Origin of the sequence: Dyella acidiphila (genome assembly GCF_014863405.1) — a bacterium.
Classification (GTDB): Bacteria; Pseudomonadota; Gammaproteobacteria; order Xanthomonadales; family Rhodanobacteraceae; genus Dyella_B; species Dyella_B acidiphila.
In genome coordinates this window covers 181,968-201,731 of the sequence record NZ_JACZZA010000001.1, presented here as the reverse complement: position 1 = coordinate 201,731, position 19,764 = coordinate 181,968, and the positions used below count along the sequence as shown (strand labels likewise).

Below are 19,764 nucleotides of genomic sequence, written 5' to 3'. Positions count from 1 at the left end.
CGACATCGCGCGCTCGCAATAAGCTAGCCGGCTCAGCCAAGGAAATACGATGAGCAAGCCGCAACTTCTGATCGATACCGACCCCGGCGTGGATGATGCGCTGGCGATTCTGATGGCGCATGCGCACGCCGATGTGCTTGGCCTGAGCATTGCCGCCGGTAATGTCGGTCTCTCCCATACCGTGCGCAACGCGCGCACGCTGGTCGATCTGGCAGGCGCGACCACGCCGGTGTTTGCCGGCTGTCCGACGCCGCTGGTGCGTCTGCCGGAAGAAGATGCGGCCTTCGTGCATGGGCGTGACGGGCTGGGCGATGTCGGCTTTCCCGAGCCTGCGGCAGGCCTGGAGAGCGAGCACGCGGCGCTGGCCTTGCTGCGGCTGACACGCGAGCACCCGGGCGAATTGACCTTGGTAGCGCTGGCGCCACTGACCAATCTGGCGCTGGCCTTGAAACTGGATCCGTCCCTGCCGCAGCGCGTGAAGCGCCTGGTGGTGATGGGCGGCGCGGTAACCGGCCATGGCAATACCGGGCGGGTGCCGGCGGAATTCAACGTGGGCTTCGATCCGGAAGCCGCGCATATCGTGTTCGAAGGCTTCCCCGAGTTCGACCTGGTCGATTGGGAACTGACTCTGCGCCACGCCTTCGACGAGGCGGAGTTCGACCAGTGGCTGGCCGAGGGCGACCGCCGCGCGGCCTTCTTCGGCCGGGTGTTCCAGGTGGCGCGCGAAACCAATCTGCGCAGCGGCCGGCGCGGGATCATCGCCGCCGATGCCCTGGCCATGGCAGTGGCGATCGACCCATCCGTGGTCGTGCGCAGCGAGCGCCGGCATGTCGGCGTGGAACTGGATGGGCGGCTCACCCGCGGCGCCACCGTGGTGGACTGGGGCAATCGCCTGAAGCTGCCGGCCCGGGCCAACGTGGTGATGGAGCTGGATCAGCGCAAATTCGCGGCGATGGTGCGGCGCGCGCTAGGTGCCGACAAGGCCGGCTGAGCCGCTCCCGCTGGACCGGTCGATGTTCCGGCAAGTTGACTGAAATAGGGTGGCAGCCTATACTGCCGCTCTTTTCACCCACCGCTTTGAGCCTGTCATGAAGCCCGATATCCATCCGAATTACCGCCAGGTGGTGTTTCAGGACCTCTCGTCCGAGTTCGCGTTCCTGACGCGCTCGACGATTGCGACCAAGGAAACCATCAAGTGGGAAGACGGCAACGAGTACCCGCTGATCAAGGTGGATATCTCCAGCCATTCGCACCCGTTCTATACCGGCAAGCAGAAAGTTGTTGATGCCGGTGGCCGCGTGGACAAGTTCCGCCGCCGCTACGCGCAGAAGTAATCATTCTGCATACCTGCTGTCACAAGCAGGTAAGCCATTCGCACAGGGCAGGCCTCGCGCCTGCCCTGTGTTTTTGTGCGTGTCAATCGGACCATGCGCCCTCGGATGTGCATAGGCCGATGTGCGATAATGGATCGGATGCATCATCCATTCCCCACAAGGATGATGTGACTTTCCTTCGCCGGCTGGTCACCGTTCTGCGGTTGCCTCCGGTGGCGACCCATGTGTAGGAGGTTTCCGTGTCCGATTCAAAATCCGTCAAGCTGGTAGACGAGTCCAACGGCCGCAGCAGCGAGCTCCCGTTGCTGACCGGTACGATTGGCCCCGCCTGCATCGACATCGCGCCGCTGTACAAGGACACCGGGCACTTCACGTACGACCCGGGCTACGGCAGCACCGCCAGCACCAAGAGCGCCATCACCTACATAGATGGTGACCAGGGCGTGCTGATGTACCGCGGTTACCCGATCGAACAGCTGGCGGAAAAGTCGAGCTTCCTCGAAGTGGCCTACTTGCTGTTGCACGGCGAACTGCCGAACAAGAGCCAGTTCTCTACGTTCGAAAACGACATCACGCATCACACGATGATGCACGAGTCGCACAAGAATTTTTTCCAGGGCTTCCACCACGACGCGCACCCGATGGCCATGCTGGCCGCTTCGGTGGCGTCGCTGTCGGCCTTCTATCATGAAGACCTGGATGTCGATAACGCCGAAGACCGCAAGCTGGCAGCGATCCGCCTGATCGCCAAGATGCCGACCATCGCCGCTGCTTGCTATCGCTATTCGATCGGCTGGCCGTTCCGCTATCCGCGCAACAACCTCGCGTACGTCGACCGCTTCCTGCACATGATGTTCGAAGTGCCGAGCGAGCCGCTGGAAATGAGCCCGGTGGCGTCCAAGGCGCTGGATCTGTTGTTCATCCTGCACGCCGATCACGAACAGAATGCATCCACCTCGACGGTGCGCCTGGTGGGTTCCACCGGTGCCAATCCGTATGCGTCGATTGCTGCCGGCATCACCGCGCTGTGGGGCCCCGCACACGGCGGCGCCAACGAAGCCGTGCTGAAGATGCTGGAAGAGATCGGCACGCCGGACAAGGTGGAAACCGCGGTCAAGCGCGCCAAGGACAAGAATGACAACTTCCGCCTGATGGGCTTCGGCCATCGCGTCTACAAGAACTTCGACCCGCGCGCGAAGATCATCCGCGAGATGTGCCATAAGGTGTTGTCCGAGCTCGGCGTCAACGATCCGCTGCTCGATGTGGCGATGAAGCTGGAAGAGGCGGCGCTGAAGGACGATTACTTCGTCGAGCGCAAGCTGTATCCGAACGTCGACTTCTATTCCGGCATCATCTACAAGGCACTGGGCATTCCGACCGAGATGTTCACGGTGATGTTCGCCATTGCGCGTACCGCCGGCTGGATCGCGCATTGGATCGAACAGCACGAAACCCCCGGCTCGCGTATCGGCCGTCCGCGCCAGTTGTATGTCGGCTCCGACAAGCGCGATTACACGGCGATGGACAAGCGCTGATCGCTCTGCGTCTGTTGCAAGCAAAACGCCCGGCATAAAGCCGGGCGTTTTTTGTTTATGCGAGTGAATGGATCAGCGCAGTGCGGCGGCGAGCTTGCGCTCGAAGTCGTCCTGCTGATTGTCTTCTTCAGCCAGCATGATTTCCACCGTCGCCAGCGACGCACGGCGCATGGGCTTCTCGTCGATGCGATCGAGCGGCGCCTGGCGCAATGCATTGAGCGGCAGCACGGTGAGGTCGAAGGGAAGACTGTCGGCCGCGAACAGCAGTACCGGGTATTCCACCTGTTCGTCGCGGCTGACGCGCAGGCGGCGATTCTGTGTTTCTACCGGCACGCCGCGTTCGCGCAGATAAATGCTGACCGCTTCCGGATCGTCACTGAATACGTGCAGGCAGACTGCCGAATGCGAATCGGCGGTGCCATCGAGTACCGAGCCGACCAGGCGCGGCTCGAAACTTTGCAGGAAACGCATGGCTTCCACCGCGGCCTCGCGCCGGCTGCGCAGCAACTGCGGCTGGCTTTCGCCCTGGAAAATGCGCTGGTGCTCGCGCAGGGCCTGCTCGATCTCGTGATTGCGGGGCAGGGCTTGTTCATCAAGCACGCCCAGACGTTCGGCGGCTTTGCGTTTGGCGTGGTGGAAGTCGCGGATGCCGTGTTCGCTCATCAGTCGCGCCGCCTCCTGGGCGACGCGTAACCGGTTGCGCTGCACACGGTCGTGTGCGTGGATGCGATGGTGCTCGCCTCGTGCCATTGCTCCGGCCCTCTATTGCGCGTCCTCGGCAAGACTACCGGAAAACTATCAAGATGTTGAGAAAGTGAGTTTCTGCACTTTCTCAACTTTCAGCTTGGACGGTTAGGCGCGTCCGGGGCCGCGCCTGGCGCCCCGGTCGCGCCAGCGACGGCTCTAGAAAATATCGTTGGCCTGCTGCTGATCCTGATTTTGCTGATCCTGCTGCTGGGCCTGGTTGTGCAGTCGGTCCACGTCTTCGACCTTGAAGATCTCCGACATGGCGTCCGGGTCCCCGGTTTCCGTGGGCAGGCCGCTGTCGCGGTTGATCTGTACGGTGGTGATGCCGGGCGGCATGGACAGACTGTTTTCCGCCGTGCCCTTGAGCACATCGCCCATGTAGTCGGTCCAGATCGGCAGCGCCGCCTTGGCGCCGAACTCGCCTTTGCCCAGGGAGCCGAAGTCGTCGAAGCCGACCCAGACAGCGGTCGACAGATCGCCGTTGAAACCGACGAACCAGGCATCGCGGTGATCGTTGGTGGAGCCGGTCTTGCCGGCCAGATCCGGCCGGTTGAGCGCCTTGGCGGCATAGCCGGTACCGGTGGGCGACTGGATCACGTCCTTCATCAAGGAAGTGACCAGGTAATCGTTGCGGATATCGATCACGTGCGGGGCCAGTACCGGGGCGACCTCGCCGCTATGGGCATCGGCCGGCAGGGTGGTTTCGCCGGCCATGGCGACACTGGTTGCGGGTGCCGGTGCATTGCCGGACGAGCTCGGCACCACGCCGTTGGTCAGCATGCTGGCCGGCGGCGGTGCCGGCGGCGTGTTCTGCAGCAGGCGCGCCTGGCAGCTGGCGCAGGCTCGTGCCGGGTTGGCCACGTAGACCGGCTTGCCATCGCGGTCGTCGATCTCGCTGATGAAATACGGCGTGACCAGATAGCCGCCATTGGCGAATACCGCGTAGCCGCGCGCCATGCTGACTGGCGATACCGACGCCGTACCCAGCGCCATCGACAGATTGTTGGGCAGCGCATCGAGCGGAAAGCCGAAACGGGTGACGTAGTCCCGCGCATAGCGCACGCCGATCGCATCGAGCAGGCGCACCGAGACCAGGTTCTTCGATTCCACCAGCGCCTCGCGCAGGCGCATCGGGCCGGCGAACTTGTTGTCGTCGTTGGATGGCGTCCACAGGCCGTTCGGCTGGGAGGGGTCGGGCAGGGCCAGGGGCGCGTCGTTGACGATCGAGGCGGTGGTAAAGCCGCGCTCGAAGGCCGCCGAGTAGATGAAAGGCTTGAAGCTCGAGCCCGGCTGGCGCGCCGCCATCACGGCGCGGTTGAACTTGCTGCGCTGGAAGTTGAAGCCGCCGACCAGCGACTGGATCGCGCCGTCATCGGGGCTCATCGACACTAGCGCGGCCTGCGCCTTGGGGATCTGGGTCAGCTGCCAATTGCCCTTGTCGTCCTGGATGACGCGGATGATGTCGCCGGGCTTGAGCACCTCGTTCACCGCCTTGGGGGCGGCGCCGATGCGGCTTTCATTGACGTACGGACGGGCCCAGTCCATCGCCGCCAGATTCAGCGTGATGGTCTGCTTGCTCGACAGATAGATCGAGGCCTCGCTGGCATTGGAGGCGATTACCAGGCCGGGCGTCAGGCCGGCGACGTCCATATAGCTGGACAGCAGGTTGCCGTAGTCGGCATCGCTGGCATTGGCGGGCAGTTCCTGGTGGGCCTCCGGGCCGCGCCAGCCGTGCCGGTGGTCGTAGATGGACAGGCCGTCCCTCACCGCGACAACCGCCGATTGCTGGCGGGTGCTGACGATGGTGGTCTTGACCACATAGCCTTCGGTCAGCGCGTCGTTGCCAAGACGATCCAGGGCTTGCAGGCGGGCCATTTCGGCCAGATAGGGCGCCTCCACCTGGATCGGCTGCTCATGGGGCGCCGCATCGTCGGGCGCATGAATGGCTTCCTCGTACTGCGCCTGGTTGATGTACTTGTGCTCCAGCATCTGGCCGAGCACCCAGTTGCGGCGGGCCAGCAGGCGCTGGGTATTGGTCAGCGGGTTCGCCGCCGAGGGCAGCTGGAAGGTGGAGGCGATGGCGGCGCATTGGGCCACCGTCAGCTGGTCCAGCCGCTTGCCGTAGTAATACTCGGCCGCAGCGGCCACGCCGTAGGAGCGATGGCCCAGGAACATCTTGTTGAGGTACAGCTCGAGGATCTGGTCCTTGGTCAGCTCGCCTTCCATGCGCAGGGCGATGAACATCTCGATCAGCTTGCGCGAGTACAGCTTTTCCGGGCTGAGGAAGAAATTGCGCGCGACCTGCTGGGTAATGGTGGAGCCGCCCTGGGTCTTGTTGCCGCCGGAAGCCACCACGTGGAAGCCGGCACGCATCACGCCGCGCCAGTCCACGCCCGGGTGGCTGTAGAAATCGGCGTCCTCCGCCGACAGCACCGCATGCTTGAGCATGTCCGGCACCTGCTCCATGGAGACCGGGATGCGCCGCGTCTCGCCGAACGTTGCGATGAGCTTGCCGTCCGCGCTGATGATGCGCAGTGGCACCTGCATGTGGTAATCCTTGAGCACCGCCACGGAGGGGAGCCGGGGGGCGACCAGCCAGTAGGCCACGCCGGCGGCGGCGGCAATCAGCAGCAATCCGCTGAAGCCGAGAATCAGGAACCAGCGCAGCAAGGCTTTCAGAATTCGCGTCATGTGGTCGGGGCTGCTCTAGATGTTCTGAGGTTGCTCCCGCCCGGCACCGTGCGGGGTCGGCCAAGGCGGGCTGCCAGTGGGCGAGGGGCCGGAAGGTAGGCGAGGGAGCAATCCCAACATATTGATTTTTAAGGGGCGGGGTGTTCAAGAACGTGCATGGGATGGCATACGGTATGGCAAACAGCTGTCATCCATGTGCTGAAATCTCCTACACATCATGCCACTCGCCTGCAACGTATCAGTCAGATCATCCCAATCGAGACCTGAGTCAAAACAGGCCAGAGTATAGATGTTGCAGTATGTGCAGCATCAGCAACGGATTAGCAAAACCTTAATCGCGGTATCCGGCGGGTTGGTCCAAATGTGCAGGCCATCACGCCAAAAGTCTCGAAGAAGATCGCGTAGGCCGTTGCTATTGCGTTAATTTTTGGATCTAATGGCCCGGCAATCCTGCCAGTTACTGGCGGAAGCGCCAGGGGTCAAGGGGGAATCATCGTGGGGCTCTTTACACCCAAGAAGCCGCCGCTTGTTGGTGTCGACATCAGTTCGACGGCCGTCAAGTTGCTGCAGCTCAGCCAGACCGGAGGCCGCTATCGCGTGGAGCACTACGCGATCGAGCCGCTGCCCCCTAACGCCGTCGTCGAGAAGAACATCGTCGAGGTCGAAGCCGTTGGCGAGGCCGTGCGCCGTGCACTGGCTCGCTCGGGCGCCAAGATCAAGCATGCTGCTGCGGCAGTTGCCGGATCTGCCGTCATCACGCGCATCGTGCCGATGGCGGCGGAATTGTCGGACGACGACCTGGAAGGACAGATCCAGGTTGAAGCCAACCAATACATCCCGTATCCGATCGAGGAAGTCAGTCTCGATTTCGAGGTGCTGGGTCCGGTTCGCGACAATCCCGAAATGAACAATGTGCTGCTGGCTGCGTCGCGCACGGAAAACGTCGATATGCGTGTTGCCGCGCTGGATCTGGGCGGGCTCACCGCGCAGGTCATGGACGTTGAAGCCTTTGCGATGGAAAACGCCTTCACGCTGATCGCCGACCAGTTGAATGTCGGCCGTGACGCGCTGGTGGCGGTGATCGACATCGGCGCCACCATGACCACGCTGTCGGTGCTGAAGAACCAGCGCACGATCTATTCGCGCGAACAGGTCTTCGGCGGCAAGCAGCTCACCGACGAAATCATGCGCCGCTACGGCCTTTCCTATGAGGAAGCCGGACGTGCCAAGCGCAAGGGTGGCCTGCCGGAGTCGTATGAGACCGAGGCGCTGCAGCCGTTCAAGGAATCGCTGGTACAGCAGATCAGCCGCCTGCTGCAGTTCTTCTACGCGGGTAGCGAATACAGCAAGGTCGACCAGGTAGTACTGGCCGGCGGCTGTGCGTCGATCGACGGCATCAGCGCCATGCTGGAAGAGCAGCTCGGCCTGCCCTGCATCGTGGCCAATCCGCTGGCGCGCATGTCGCTCTCCAATCGAGTGCAGGCACAGTCGCTGACCCAGGATGCGCCGGCGCTGATGATCGCGGTCGGACTCGCCATGAGGAGTTTCGACTGATGGCACGCATCAACCTACTTCCCTGGCGCGCCGAGCGCCGCAAGCAGCGACAGCGCGAATTTTTCATGCAGCTCGGTGCGGCCGCCGTGGCCGCGATCGGCGTGCTGATGCTGTGGGGCTTCTGGATGGGCATGCGCGTCGACAACCAAAACGAGCGCAATGCCTACCTGCAGGATCAGATCAAGCAGGTCGACGCGCGCCTGACCAAGATCAACGATCTGGAAAAAGTGCGTTCTCAGTTGTTGGCGCGCAAGCAAATCATCGAACAGCTGCAGGCCAACCGTTCGCAGATGGTGCACTTGTTCGACGAACTGGTTAAGACGATTCCGGGCAGCGTGCGCCTGACATCGATCAAGCAGGCCGGCGACCAGATGGTGCTCGATGGCGTGTCGCAGTCCAATGCCAGCGTCGCCGATTACATGCGCAACATCGAGGTCTCGCCCTGGATGGGCCAGACCGATCTCAGCAAGACCGAGAACAGCCACGACGCTTCGCGGATGCCCTACAGTTTTGGCCTGACGGTATCCCTGCAGAAGCCCAAGGATGACGGTACCGGCCAGACGTCCGGCGTCCCTGCTGCATCCAGCAGTAGCGCCAGCGTGCCGGCTGCACTGCCTGTCGCGGCACCGGTGAAGCCGGCCACGACGCCCCCGGCCACTGCCCAGGCGCCGGCATCAGCCGGGCCTGCGCCAGTCAAGGGAGGAGCCAAATAATGAAACTCCTCGAAGATTTGCGCAGCCTTGACCGTAACAACATTGGTGCTTGGCCCAAGTCGGTCAAAACCTTCTTCACGGTGCTGTTGTTCGCAGTGATTGTGCTGGTTGGCTGGTATGTGGTCATCAGCGATCAGCAGGACTCCCTGCAGGGCCTTGTCGGGAAGGAAGAAAAGCTCAAGCAGGAGTTTTCCGAGAAGCAGGCCAAGTCGGTCAATCTCGAAGCACTGCAGCAGCAGCTCGACGAGATGAAGGACATGCTGCGCCAGTTGCTGCGCCAGCTGCCCAGCAAGACGGAAATGCCTGAGCTGCTGGTCGATGTATCGCAGACCGCGTTGTCGGCCGGCCTGCAGCAGGAACTGTTCCAGCCGGGCACCGAAGTGCCGAAGGACTTCTACGCGGAGAAGCCGATCCAGCTGAAGATGATCGGCACCTACCACCAGTTCGGTGCTTTCATCAGCGGTGTGGCGTCCCTGCCGCGCGTGGTGATCCTCACCATGCACGATGTCTCGCTGACGCCTTATGCCCCGACTGGAAAGGGTGTGGAGCCGGGCCCGAATCAGCTGCTGGTATTGCAGGGCACGGTAAAGACCTACCGTTACCTGGATGACTCCGAGACTGGCGATACCGCTGGCAAGGCCAAGGGCAAGAAGGCGGGGGGCCGGAAATGAGAAACATGCCTGCCATCAAACCCGCTCTCGTCGCGAAGCTGTTCCTGCTCGCCGGTACCGCATTGATGCTCGCCGGTTGCACCCGCGGCATGTCGGATCTGCGTGACTGGGTGGCTCAGGAAAAAGCCAAGCGCGGTGCCCCGATTCCGCCGCTGCCGGTAATCAAGACGTTCGAAACCTTCACCTACACGGATCAGGACAAGCGCGATCCGTTCAGTCCGAGTCCGGACGAGCTCAATCAGAACAACGGCCCCCGTCCGGACGAAGGACGAGCCAGGCAACCGCTCGAAGCCTACTCGCTGGATAGCTTGAGGATGGTCGGCACGATTGGCATGGGCGCCAACATACAGGCCCTGATCAAGGATCCGGGCGGTGTGATTCATCGCGTGCAGAAGAACGAATACATGGGCCAGAACTATGGCCACATCACTGCCATCAGCAGCGATCGGGTCGATTTGGTCGAATTGGTTTCCAACGGCAATGGCGGCTGGATGGAACGTCCGGCCAGCATCGCGCTAGTCGCGGACGCGAAATAGGAATACAGGGGCTGATGCAATGACTAATCCAATCAAACCAGTCCGGAGCCGTGCCATGCACCTGGCCAGCCGTTGCCTGATGACGATGATGGTGCTGGGTGCAGCCGCGTGGGCCAATGCCGCCGCTGCCACTAGCACACTGCAGAACATCACCTACAAGAACCTGCCCGGTGGCCGCGTCGAAGTGCGCATGAGCTTCGACAGCAGCCAGGTGCCGCACCCGAATATCTTCACCACCGACAATCCGCCGCGCATCGCGATCGATTTTCCGGACACCACTAATGATGCGGCACGCCACCAGGACATCGGCATAGGCACCACGACCGGCGTTTCCGCCGTCTCCGCGGGTGGCCGTACGCGCGTAGTGGTCGAGTTGATGCAGGCCTCGGCCTACAAGTCGCACGTGGAAGGCAACAGCCTGGTGCTGGATGTCAACAACGGCACGCAGACGCAGCCGGTGACGACGGCGGCGACCATCGATCCGTCCAAGGCGCTGCCTTCGGCGATGAGCGGTCCGGCCATCCTCAATATCGACTTCCAGCGCGGCAGCAACGGTTCCGGCCGCGTGCTGGTCAATTTCAACGGCTCCGGCGCCAATGCCAACATGCACCGCCAGGGCAACAACATCGGCGTGGACATCGACAACGTGCAGCTGCCGGCCGCACAGGCCCAGCGCCTGAACGTGCTCGACTTTGCCACGCCGGTGCAGTCGATCTCGCCGCGCTCCACGCCGAACGGCGCGCATCTGGATATCGCATTCAGCGGCGACGTGGATACCTCGTCCTACCAGACGGCCAGTCAGTACGTCATCGAAGTGACACCGAAGAAGGCGAGCTCGAAGGACACCAATCCGGGTTCGTTCGCGCAGCCGGTCTATACGGGCAGCCGCGTCACCTTCAACTTCCAGGATATTCCGGTGCGCTCGGCCCTGCAGTTGCTGGCCGATGTTTCGGGCCTGAACTTGGTGGCTTCCGATACGGTCGGGGGCAGCGTCACCCTGCGCTTGGTCAATGTGCCCTGGGATCAGGCGCTGGACGTGATCCTGCGTGCCAAGAACCTGGACAAGCGCCGCGACGGCAATGTGATCTGGATCGCGCCGCAGAAGGAACTGGCCGATTATGAGCAGAACATCGCCGATGCGCGCTTCAAGGCCGAAGATACCGCTCCGCTGGTTACCACCTATGTGCCGATCAGCTATGGCAAGGCAGCTGACATCGCGAAACTGCTCACCACCGGCAGCATGACGGGCATCAACGGTGGCGGCGGTGTCGGCTCCGGCGAAGCACAGGCGCATCGCGGCTTCCTGTCACCCCGTGGCAGCGTAACCTTCGACCAGCGCACCAATACTCTGCTGATCAACGACACGGCGGAAAAGACAGCTGAGCTGCGCGGCATCATTTCCCAGCTCGACCGTCCGGTGCAGCAGGTGCTGATCGAATCGCGCATCGTGATTGCTACCGACGATTTCGAGCGCGACTTGGGCGTGCAGTGGGGCGTGACGGGCAATCGCACCAATCCCAGCGGGCAGGTCCTGCAAGTTGGCTCCGCCGTAGGCGGCACGCAAGGCAACAACACCACGACGAGTACGCTCGGTGGCGGTCTAACCACGGGGGGGCTGAACGTGAATCTGCCGGCCGCACCCACTACTGGTACGGCTTCCACGCTGGCAGCGGCCATTCTCGGCAAGAACTACGCACTGGATCTGGAACTCTCCGCCGCGCAGGCCGAAGGCCGCAGTGAAGTGGTGTCCAGCCCACGCGTGATCACCGCCAACCAGCAGGAAGCGGATATTCGCCAGGGTCAGGAAATCGGCTACGTGACCTTCCAGAACACCGCCGGCGGAGCTGGTGCCAGCGGCACGGCTACCGTGGCATTCAAGGACGCGGTGCTTGAGCTGAAGGTGACGCCGACCATCACGGCCGACAATCGCGTCTACCTGGCGATCAACGTGAACAAGGACTCGCTCGACCACTACATCACCGTGACCGGCAGCGGCCAGGTGCCGGTGATCGACACGCGCTCGCTCAACACCTCGGTGCTGGTCGACGATGGTCAGACGGTGGTGCTCGGCGGCATCTACGAGGTGACCAAGTCCGACACGATCAACAAGGTACCCGGCCTGGGCGATATTCCGGGGCTTGGCTTCCTGTTCCGTAGTACCCAGCACGTGAATGATCGGGATGAGCTGCTGATCTTCGTCACGCCGCGCATTCTGAGCGACAGCTTGCAATAAGCGCCTCGGCGCAGATGCAGCAAGTCAAAGGGGCGGCCTCGGGGCCGCCCCTTTGCGTTAAAAGAGGATTTGCCGCCAAACTTTCCCCCTTCGTCGCGGTCTGAGCCGACACCAAGCAGTACAGGATTTTCGATGGATATGCCCCAAGTCCCCGCTCCCGGGCGCCTGCAGCAAGCCTTTTTCCGTCTCCGCGATGATCTGCAGCAGCACATCATCGGACAGCCGCGGCTGATCGACTGCCTGCTGATTGCCTTGCTGGCGGATGGCCATCTGCTGGTCGAAGGTGCCCCTGGCCTGGCGAAAACCACGGCGGTGAAGGCGCTGGCCGGACGAATCGAAGCCGATTTCCATCGCGTGCAATTCACGCCGGACCTGCTGCCGGCCGACCTTACCGGCACGGATATTTTCCGGCCCCAATCGGGCAGCTTCGAATTCGAGCGTGGCCCCCTGTTCCACAACATCGTGCTTGCCGACGAAATCAATCGCGCACCGGCCAAGGTGCAATCAGCGTTGCTGGAAGCGATGGCGGAGCGGCAGATCACCGTCGGGCGCAGCACCTGGCAGCTGCCGGAGCTGTTCATGGTGATGGCGACGCAGAATCCGATCGAGCAGGAGGGCACGTTCACCTTGCCCGAAGCCCAGCTCGACCGCTTCGTCATGCATGTGAAGATCGGTTATCCGGATGCTGCGGCAGAACTGGCCATTCTGCGTCTTGCGCGCGAACAGGCCGGCAAATCCGGGCATAAGCCGGAGCAGGCTGTCGCGATGGTGACGCAGCAGGATGTTTTTGCCGCGCGCGAAGCCGTACTCGCCGTGCATATGGCGCCGGCGCTGGAGCAGTATCTGGCGCAACTGGTGCTGGCAACGCGTGATGCCGGCCACTACGGTCCGGAATTGAAGCGTTGGATTGCCTGGGGCGCCAGTCCGCGCGCCACCATCGCACTCGATCGCTGCGCGCGGGCGCAGGCATGGCTAAGCGGTCGCGAATTTGCACTGCCGGAAGATGTTCACGCGGTGGTCTACGAAGTGCTGCGTCACCGCGTGCTGCTGAGCTACGAGGCCGAGGCTGAGGGTATTCGCAGCGAGAAAGTGATTCATCGCCTGCTGGATCTCGTGCCGCTGCCGTGAATGTCCCGGCGATGAATCAGGCGGACGGCGACGGTCGTGTGCGCGTTTCGCTGAGCGAACTGGTGGCCTTGCGCAGCCGCGTGGCGCGCCTGCGCCTGCCGCCGCACGATAGCCGTGCGACGCGCGTCGGCATCCAGTCGAGCCGTCTTTACGGTCGCGGCATGGATTACGCCGAATCGCGCGCCTATCAGCCGGGCGACGACGTGCGCCGCCTGGACTGGCGACTGACCGCACGCAGCGGCCGTCTGCACACCAAGCTGTTTCAGGAAGAGCGCGAGGGACAGTTGCTGATCGTGCTCGACCAGCATGCGAGCATGCGCTTTGGCACGCGCGTGCGCTTCAAGTCGGTACAGGCGGCACGCGCTGCCGCACTGGCGGCCTGGTATGCGGTGCGTGCTGGCGAGCGGGTCGGCTTGATGCAGTTCGGTGGCTATGCGCAGGTACAGCGTCCGCGCGCAGGCCTGCATGGTGCGCTTGATGTATGCGGTGCGATTGCAAAGGGTGATGCCGCAGCGGTCGATCAGCGCGAGCCGCTCTCGCAGGCCTTGCAGCACATCAACAAGCTGCAGCACGGGGCCAATCGCGTGCTGTTGATCAGCGATGGACAGAGTAGCGACGAGGCCGCGCGCAACCGCCTGCTGGAGATGATGCGGCACACGGCCGTGCGCCTGCTGGTCGTCGCCGATGCGCTGGAATTGGCGCCTATCCCTGCAGGCCACTATCCGATCGAACATGATCACCAGCGCCGCACGCTCGTCTTGCAATCGACCCGTCAGCGCGAATCGTTCCAGCAAAGCCTCGGTGCCGGGCAGCAGCGGTTGACGGCGATGGCGCAGTCGCTGGGTATTCCGGTGCGCATGATCGATACCGCGGCTGATCCGCTGGAATCGATATCGGCCTTGCTGCGCGACAACGGAGGGCGGCGATGAGCGGAAGGTTTCCGCAGTCGCAGGACGGCCTGGTGCTGCGCGATATCCATCTGCCGCCCGCACCGTCGTGGTGGCCGCCGGCGCCCGGTTGGTGGTTGGTGTCTGGTGCTGTTTGCGTTATTGCCTTGGCGGCGTACTGGCTGTATCGGAATACGCGTAACAAGCGCATCGTGCGTCAGCGGATCGTTGCTGAAATCGAGTTGGCCGCAGCACGCCATCCCCAGGATGACGCCGCATATGCGGCTGCCTTGCACCAGTTGCTGCGTCGTGCCGCCCGGCGCTATGCCGTCGACGCGCATTCGGCGCAGGGCGAGCGTTGGAAACAAGTGTTGGCCTACATTCCGGTGGATGCCGCCACGCTGGACGCGTTGATGACGCTCGACGCTCGCATGTATCGCCCGCATGCCGATTTCGACCGTGTGCGCGTGCAAGCTGCGGCACACCGTTGGCTGGACAGTGCCTTGAAGCAGCGCCAGGCCGTGGAGGTGGAGCGTGCCTGAGTTCGCATGGCCATGGGTATTCGTGCTGGTGCCGCTACCGTGGCTGGTGTGGCGGGCGCTGAAGCCGGCGTCGCCGGGGCAGGCCTTGCGCTTGCCGCATGCGTCGCTGGCGTGGAGCGATGGCGATCGCATCGCTGCGGGCAACGCTGGCTCCTGGTTGCTCGCCCTGGGTTGGCTGTGCCTGTTGCTGGCCGCGGCCAGACCGCAGGTGCTCGGTCCGCCACAGGCACAGCAGCATAGCGGTCGCGCGATGATGCTGGCGGTTGATCTTTCCATGAGCATGCAGACCCCGGATATGCAGCTGGGCGGTCAGCAACTGAGCCGCTTCGGCGCCGTGGAAGCCATTGCCAGTGACTTCATTTCGCGCCGCAAAGGCGACGAAATGGGGTTGGTGCTGTTCGCCACGCATGCGTATCTGGTCACGCCGATTACCTATGACCTGGATGCGGTGCGCGCACAACTGCAGAGTGCAGCGGTCGGGCTGCCCGGCACTGAGACCGCGATCGGCGATGCGATCGCCGTGGCGGTCAAACGCCTGGCAGCGTTGCCGGAGCAGGCGCGCGTATTGATCCTGCTGACCGACGGCGTGAACAACTCCGGCAGCATTTCGCCACAGGACGCGGCGAAAGCCGCCAAGGCAGCCGGTGTGCGTATTTACACCATCGGCATCGGCGCCACGCGTATGACCGTGCCAGGGTTGTTCGGGGATAGCGTGGTCAATCCATCCGCCGATCTCGACGTGGACATGCTGACCTATATCGCGCATGAAACTGGCGGCCAGTTCTATCGCGCCACCGACGGCAATCAGCTGGCCGATGCCTATCGCGCTATCGATGCTCTGGAGCCGATGCCGCAGCATGCTCCAAGCCTGCGTCTGCGGCATGAGTTGTTCCGCTTGCCGTTGCTGGCGGCGGCCTTGTGCCTACTGCTTGGCATGCTGTGGCCGCGCCTGCGGCGGGCGGCAGCATGAGCGAAGCGCTGCAGCAGTTTCATTTCCTGCAGCCGTGGTGGCTGTATGGTCTGCTGGCCTTGCCCTTCGTGCTTTGGTTTGGGTCTCGCAGCGATGGCGCGCGGCGCGAACTGAGCCGGGTTGCGGATGCGGAATTGCTGCCGCACGTGCTCAGCGGTCGCGAGCAGCATGCGCGTTGGCCGTCCGGTTTGTTTGCGCTGGCCTGGGTGCTGGGTGTGCTGGCGCTGTCCGGTCCCACCTGGAGCCGCGTAGCAGAGCCGACCTATGCGGATCGTCCGGCGCAAGTCGTGGCGATATCGCTGTCACAACGCATGCATGCGCGCGATGTGCAGCCCAGCCGCATGGAGCGGGCGCGCTACAAGGCTCGTGATCTGCTGCAGGCAAACAAGGACGGCTTGAATGCATTGATCGGCTATGCCGGCCAATCCTTCGTGGTGGCGCCGCTGACCAGCGATGCGCATAGCCTGGACGACCTGCTCGATGCGATGGCACCCGATACCATGCCGATCGACGGTGACAATGCCGCCCAGGCGATCGAGCAGGGCGTGCAGTTGATCCAGCATGCCAAGGTTGCAGGTGGTTCGCTGGTATTGATGACTGATGATGCCGACGCCGATGCACAGGCCGCGGCGCGCAAGGCCCTGGCTTCGGGCATACATGTTTCCGTATTGGGCATCGGTAGCGAGCAAGGTGCGCCGGTGCCGCAGGCCGATGGCAGTTTCGTGCGCGATGACCAAGGCAATATCGTGGTGGCGCGTCGTCACGATGACCATTTGCGTGCGCTCGCCCAGGCCGGTGGCGGTGTATACGTGCCGATGGCGGAAGGTGGTGGCGATATCGCGTCGCTCAATGCGCAACTGCACCCCGCCGAGCATGCCGAACCGATCGGCGGCCCCAGTGCCGACGCATGGCAGGATCGCGGCCCCTGGCTGTTGTTGCCGCTGCTGCTGGTGGTGGCGGTGGGATTCCGACGCGGCTGGGTGTTGATGCTGCCGTTGCTCCTGCTGCCCGTGCTGCCGGGCACCGCGCACGCAACCGGTTGGCAGGATTGGTGGCAGCGCCCCGATCAGCAGGCGGTGAGCGCGCTGCGGCAAGGGCAGGCGGCCAAGGCACAGCAGCTGGCGCAGGATCCGGCATGGCGTGGCGCCGCCGCATACCGCGCCAAGGACTACGCAGCGGCAGCGCAGACGCTGGAGCGAGCCAAGGGGCCTGATGCGCAATACAACCTCGGCAATGCGTTGGCCAAACTGGGGCGCTATCCGGATGCGATCAAAGCCTATGACCAGGCCTTGAAGCTCGATCCGCACAATGATGATGCACGCGCCAATCGCAAGGCGGTGGAAGAGGCGATGCGCAAGCAGCAGTCGCAGAACGGGCAGTCGCAACAACAGCCGCAATCCGGCAATGGGCAAAGCAAGCAGGATCAGCAGGGCGGCAACGGTGGACAATCCTCTGGCCAGCAAGGTCAGGACCAGCAAGGCAGTCACGCCGGCGGCCAGCAAAGCAACGGTCAGCAGGACGCACCGAAGCAGGGCAGTCAGGACCAGCAGGGCCAGGGCAACAATGCCCAGCAGCAGGCAGCGCAGCAGCCCGGCAAGCAAAGCGATGCGCAAGCCAACGGCCAGCCGCAAAACGCCAACGCGCCAGCAGACAAGCAGGGCCATGCAGCGCAGGACGCAGCGAAGCAGAACCCGGCACCGACCTCGTCCAGCGAGCGCGCGCAGGCGCAGAAGGCGCAACAGGGATTGCAGCAGCAGATGAATCAGGCGCTGGCCGGCGAGCAACAGCAAAAGGCCAAGGCGGCGAAAACGCACGAGCTGGGCGTCGTCGATAGCGACGATCCCTTGTCCAAGCTGCCCAACGACGCGCGCCGCGACCTGCAGCGCGTGCCGGACGATCCGGGTGCGCTGTTGCGACGCAAGTTTGAGCTGGAATACCGCGAGCGCATGGGCGCGCAGCCGGATGTGGGAGATCAACCATGAGTTACCGCTGGCTGCTGTTGCTTTGCCTGCTGCTGCCGCTAAGTGCGTTGGCGGCCAGCGTGCAAGCGTCGCTCGACCGCAACGATGTGCATCTGGGCGATACCGTCACGCTCAACCTGCGCATCGACGGCAGCATGAATGCGAATACTCCCGACCTGAGCGTGCTGGAAAATGATTTCGACGTCCTGGGCAGCTCGACCAACAGCTCGCTGAGTGTGGTCAATGGCCGCCAGAGCATGCAACTGGTGATCGGCATTGCCTTGCGGCCAAAGCATGTCGGCGATCTGCAGATTCCGTCGCTGTCGGTGGCAGGTGGTCAGACTTCGCCGTTGATCCTGCATGTTGGTGCACCGGATACCAGCGCCAGCGCGAGCACGCAAAAGGATGTATTCGTCGAGACCAGCGTCAATCCGGATCACGTCTATGTCGGGCAGCAGTTCTCTTACGTGGTACGGCTGTTCTTCGACGTCAACCTCAATAGCGGCACCTTGCCCGATCCCCATCCCGATGGGGTGGAGGTGCGCCGTCTGGGCGGCGACACCGATTACGAAACGATGCGCGGCACGCGCCGCTATCACGTTATCGAGCGCCGCTACGCGTTGATTCCGCAGCGTGCCGGCGCATTGACCATACCTGCCATCGAATTTCAGGGCGAAGCGGTCGAGACCGGCAATCCGAATGACCCGGGCAGTTTCTTCGGCCAGGGCGGCTTGTTTGGAAATACCACGCCGGTCACCGCCGATTCCCCGGCCGCCAATGTGAACGTACAGGCGGCACCCGCCGACTGGGGTTCCACCGCGTGGCTGCCCGCACGTTCGCTCGCGCTCAAGCTCGACGGGCTGCCCGGCAACGATCAGGCGCAGGTCGGGCAGCCGGTCAATCTGCGCATGAGTATCGAGGCGCTTGGCCTGACCGGCGATGTATTGCCGGATCTCAGCCTGCCGAATATCGATGGCGCGACGGTGTATCCGGATCAATCCACCAACACCACGCACGATGACGGGCAGTGGCTTACCGGTTTTCGCCAGCGCAGCTTCGCCATCTTTCCGCAGCACGCCGGCACGCTGACCATTCCGGCGATCAGCCTGACCTGGTTCAACGTACAGACGGGCCAGAAGCAGGTTGCCACCATCCCGGCGCATACGCTGACCGTGGCAGCTGCGGCGGGTGGCGCGCCGGCGGCCTCGGCTTCCGCCGCACAGAATGCAAGCGCGGTGGCTGCGCCGGCTGCAGCAGGCAGTGCAGCTGCGCCGCTCAATGCAAGCGCGACGGCATCATCGGCAGTGCCGTGGCGCTGGCTGGCGATCGGCAGTCTCGGTTTGTGGCTGCTTAGTGCGGTGGTGTTCTGGTGGTCGCGTCGACGCGCCTCCGTATCGCCGGTGTCGCCATCCGGTGTGGGTGGCAGCGAATCCGTCCGCTCATCGCGGCACGCTTTTATGGAAGCGGCGCGCGGCAAGGATCGCAGCACGCAGGCGCGGCGCCTGCTGGCATGGGCGCGCAGCGAGCGGCCTGGGCTGCAAAATCTCGGACAGGTGTCGGCCGCATTGGCATCGGACGCACAGCGCGCCGCCATCGATCGATTGCAGCGACTGCAATATGCAAGTGCAAGCGGCGAGGATGCGACGGATCTGGCTGCGGTATTCGCGCACGGATTCGCCTGGCGCAGCGATACTCCTGCGGGCAACGATTCGCCGTTGCCACCGTTGTATCCGTTCAAGCTTGATTGAGTGCCTGCCGCCAGATCGCCGCCATGCGCTCGTCGAAACAGCAAAGCTGCACGTCCAGCGCGCTATCGGCAGCGAGCGCGCTGCGTAGTGCGGCAATCGCCACCGGTGCGGCCTGCGTCGGCGGATAGCCATACACGCCGCAGCTGATCGCCGGAAAGCCGATGCTGCGCAGATCATGTTCGACCGCCAGCGCGATGCAGTTGCGATAGCAGCTGGCCAGCAATCGGGCTTCGCCATCACCGCCGCCATGCCAGATCGGTCCCACGGTGTGGATGACGAAGCGCGCAGGCAACTGGAAGCCCGGCGTGATGCGGGCTTCGCCGGTGGGACAGCGCACGCCATGGCCTATTTCAGGGATCGCCCGGCATGCCGCCAGGAGTGCCGGGCCGGCGGCGCGATGGATCGCCCCATCCACCCCGCCACCGCCCAACAGCGCAGGGTTGGCGGCGTTCACGATGGCGTCCAGGGCCAGTCGGGTGAGGTCGGCAGTGACGACAGTAATGGACATCTGTGA

General features: G+C 63.5%; 17 protein-coding genes. 14 read left to right on the top strand and 3 right to left on the bottom strand.

Going from position 1 to position 19,764, the window contains the following annotated elements:
* Nucleotides 1-49: 49 nt before the first annotated feature.
* The 3 genes from IGX34_RS01025 to IGX34_RS01015 all read left to right on the top strand — a co-directional run bounded on the left by IGX34_RS01025 (nucleotide 50) and on the right by IGX34_RS01015 (nucleotide 2,869).
* Nucleotides 50-991, top strand: coding sequence for a nucleoside hydrolase (locus IGX34_RS01025; protein ID WP_192553805.1), 942 nt, complete (start codon nucleotides 50-52; stop codon nucleotides 989-991).
* A gap of 97 nt (nucleotides 992-1,088) precedes the next feature.
* Nucleotides 1,089-1,334: a type B 50S ribosomal protein L31 gene (locus IGX34_RS01020; protein ID WP_192553804.1), complete on the top strand. Its 246-nt coding sequence runs from the start codon at nucleotides 1,089-1,091 to the stop codon at nucleotides 1,332-1,334.
* 239 nt (nucleotides 1,335-1,573) lie between these two features.
* The gene (locus IGX34_RS01015) at nucleotides 1,574-2,869 is read left to right on the top strand and encodes a citrate synthase (RefSeq protein ID WP_192553803.1); all 1,296 of its coding nucleotides are present in this window, start codon (nucleotides 1,574-1,576) and stop codon (nucleotides 2,867-2,869) included.
* A gap of 72 nt (nucleotides 2,870-2,941) precedes the next feature.
* On the opposite strand, the gene IGX34_RS01010 is transcribed toward IGX34_RS01015, so the two are convergent.
* Nucleotides 2,942-3,619 (bottom strand): hypothetical protein, encoded by a 678-nt coding sequence (locus IGX34_RS01010; protein WP_192553802.1) that lies wholly within the window; start codon nucleotides 3,617-3,619, stop codon nucleotides 2,942-2,944.
* Nucleotides 3,620-3,772: 153 nt separating this feature from the next.
* Nucleotides 3,773-6,307 (bottom strand): penicillin-binding protein 1A, encoded by a 2,535-nt coding sequence (locus tag IGX34_RS01005; RefSeq protein ID WP_192553801.1) that lies wholly within the window; start codon nucleotides 6,305-6,307, stop codon nucleotides 3,773-3,775.
* Nucleotides 6,308-6,802: 495 nt separating this feature from the next.
* On the opposite strand from IGX34_RS01005, the gene IGX34_RS01000 reads away from it, so the two are divergent.
* The 11 genes from IGX34_RS01000 to IGX34_RS00950 all read left to right on the top strand — a co-directional run bounded on the left by IGX34_RS01000 (nucleotide 6,803) and on the right by IGX34_RS00950 (nucleotide 19,250).
* Entirely contained in the window at nucleotides 6,803-7,861 is a 1,059-nt protein-coding gene (locus IGX34_RS01000; protein WP_192553800.1) for a type IV pilus assembly protein PilM, read from the top strand.
* On the top strand, nucleotides 7,861-8,574 hold the full coding sequence (locus IGX34_RS00995; RefSeq protein ID WP_192553799.1) for a PilN domain-containing protein: 714 nt from the start codon (nucleotides 7,861-7,863) through the stop codon (nucleotides 8,572-8,574). The genes IGX34_RS01000 and IGX34_RS00995 overlap by 1 nt, the downstream gene beginning before the upstream one ends.
* A complete protein-coding gene (locus IGX34_RS00990; RefSeq protein WP_192553798.1) occupies nucleotides 8,574-9,245 on the top strand; it encodes a type IV pilus inner membrane component PilO in 672 nt (223 codons plus the stop codon). Before IGX34_RS00995 ends, IGX34_RS00990 begins: the two co-directional genes overlap by 1 nt.
* Nucleotides 9,242-9,781 (top strand): pilus assembly protein PilP, encoded by a 540-nt coding sequence (locus tag IGX34_RS00985; RefSeq protein ID WP_192553797.1) that lies wholly within the window; start codon nucleotides 9,242-9,244, stop codon nucleotides 9,779-9,781. Before IGX34_RS00990 ends, IGX34_RS00985 begins: the two co-directional genes overlap by 4 nt.
* Nucleotides 9,782-9,836: 55 nt before the next feature.
* Nucleotides 9,837-12,014: a type IV pilus secretin PilQ gene (locus IGX34_RS00980; RefSeq protein WP_192553796.1), complete on the top strand. Its 2,178-nt coding sequence runs from the start codon at nucleotides 9,837-9,839 to the stop codon at nucleotides 12,012-12,014.
* 132 nt (nucleotides 12,015-12,146) lie between these two features.
* Nucleotides 12,147-13,142, top strand: a complete 996-nt coding sequence (locus tag IGX34_RS00975) for an AAA family ATPase (protein ID WP_192553795.1) — start codon at nucleotides 12,147-12,149, stop codon at nucleotides 13,140-13,142.
* An 11-nt stretch (nucleotides 13,143-13,153) separates the two neighbouring features.
* Complete coding sequence (locus IGX34_RS00970) at nucleotides 13,154-14,071, top strand: DUF58 domain-containing protein (RefSeq protein WP_192553794.1); 918 nt, start codon at nucleotides 13,154-13,156, stop codon at nucleotides 14,069-14,071.
* Complete coding sequence (locus IGX34_RS00965) at nucleotides 14,068-14,571, top strand: DUF4381 domain-containing protein (protein ID WP_192553793.1); 504 nt, start codon at nucleotides 14,068-14,070, stop codon at nucleotides 14,569-14,571. The genes IGX34_RS00970 and IGX34_RS00965 overlap by 4 nt, the downstream gene beginning before the upstream one ends.
* Nucleotides 14,564-15,541: a VWA domain-containing protein gene (locus tag IGX34_RS00960; protein ID WP_192553792.1), complete on the top strand. Its 978-nt coding sequence runs from the start codon at nucleotides 14,564-14,566 to the stop codon at nucleotides 15,539-15,541. The genes IGX34_RS00965 and IGX34_RS00960 overlap by 8 nt, the downstream gene beginning before the upstream one ends.
* On the top strand, nucleotides 15,538-17,523 hold the full coding sequence (locus tag IGX34_RS00955) for a tetratricopeptide repeat protein (protein ID WP_192553791.1): 1,986 nt from the start codon (nucleotides 15,538-15,540) through the stop codon (nucleotides 17,521-17,523). The genes IGX34_RS00960 and IGX34_RS00955 overlap by 4 nt, the downstream gene beginning before the upstream one ends.
* Complete coding sequence (locus IGX34_RS00950; RefSeq protein WP_192553790.1) at nucleotides 17,520-19,250, top strand: BatD family protein; 1,731 nt, start codon at nucleotides 17,520-17,522, stop codon at nucleotides 19,248-19,250. Before IGX34_RS00955 ends, IGX34_RS00950 begins: the two co-directional genes overlap by 4 nt.
* Here the strand turns inward: IGX34_RS00950 and IGX34_RS00945 are convergent.
* Nucleotides 19,237-19,758: an O-acetyl-ADP-ribose deacetylase gene (locus IGX34_RS00945; protein WP_192553789.1), complete on the bottom strand. Its 522-nt coding sequence runs from the start codon at nucleotides 19,756-19,758 to the stop codon at nucleotides 19,237-19,239. The genes IGX34_RS00950 and IGX34_RS00945 overlap by 14 nt on opposite strands.
* Nucleotides 19,759-19,764: the final 6 nt, after the last annotated feature.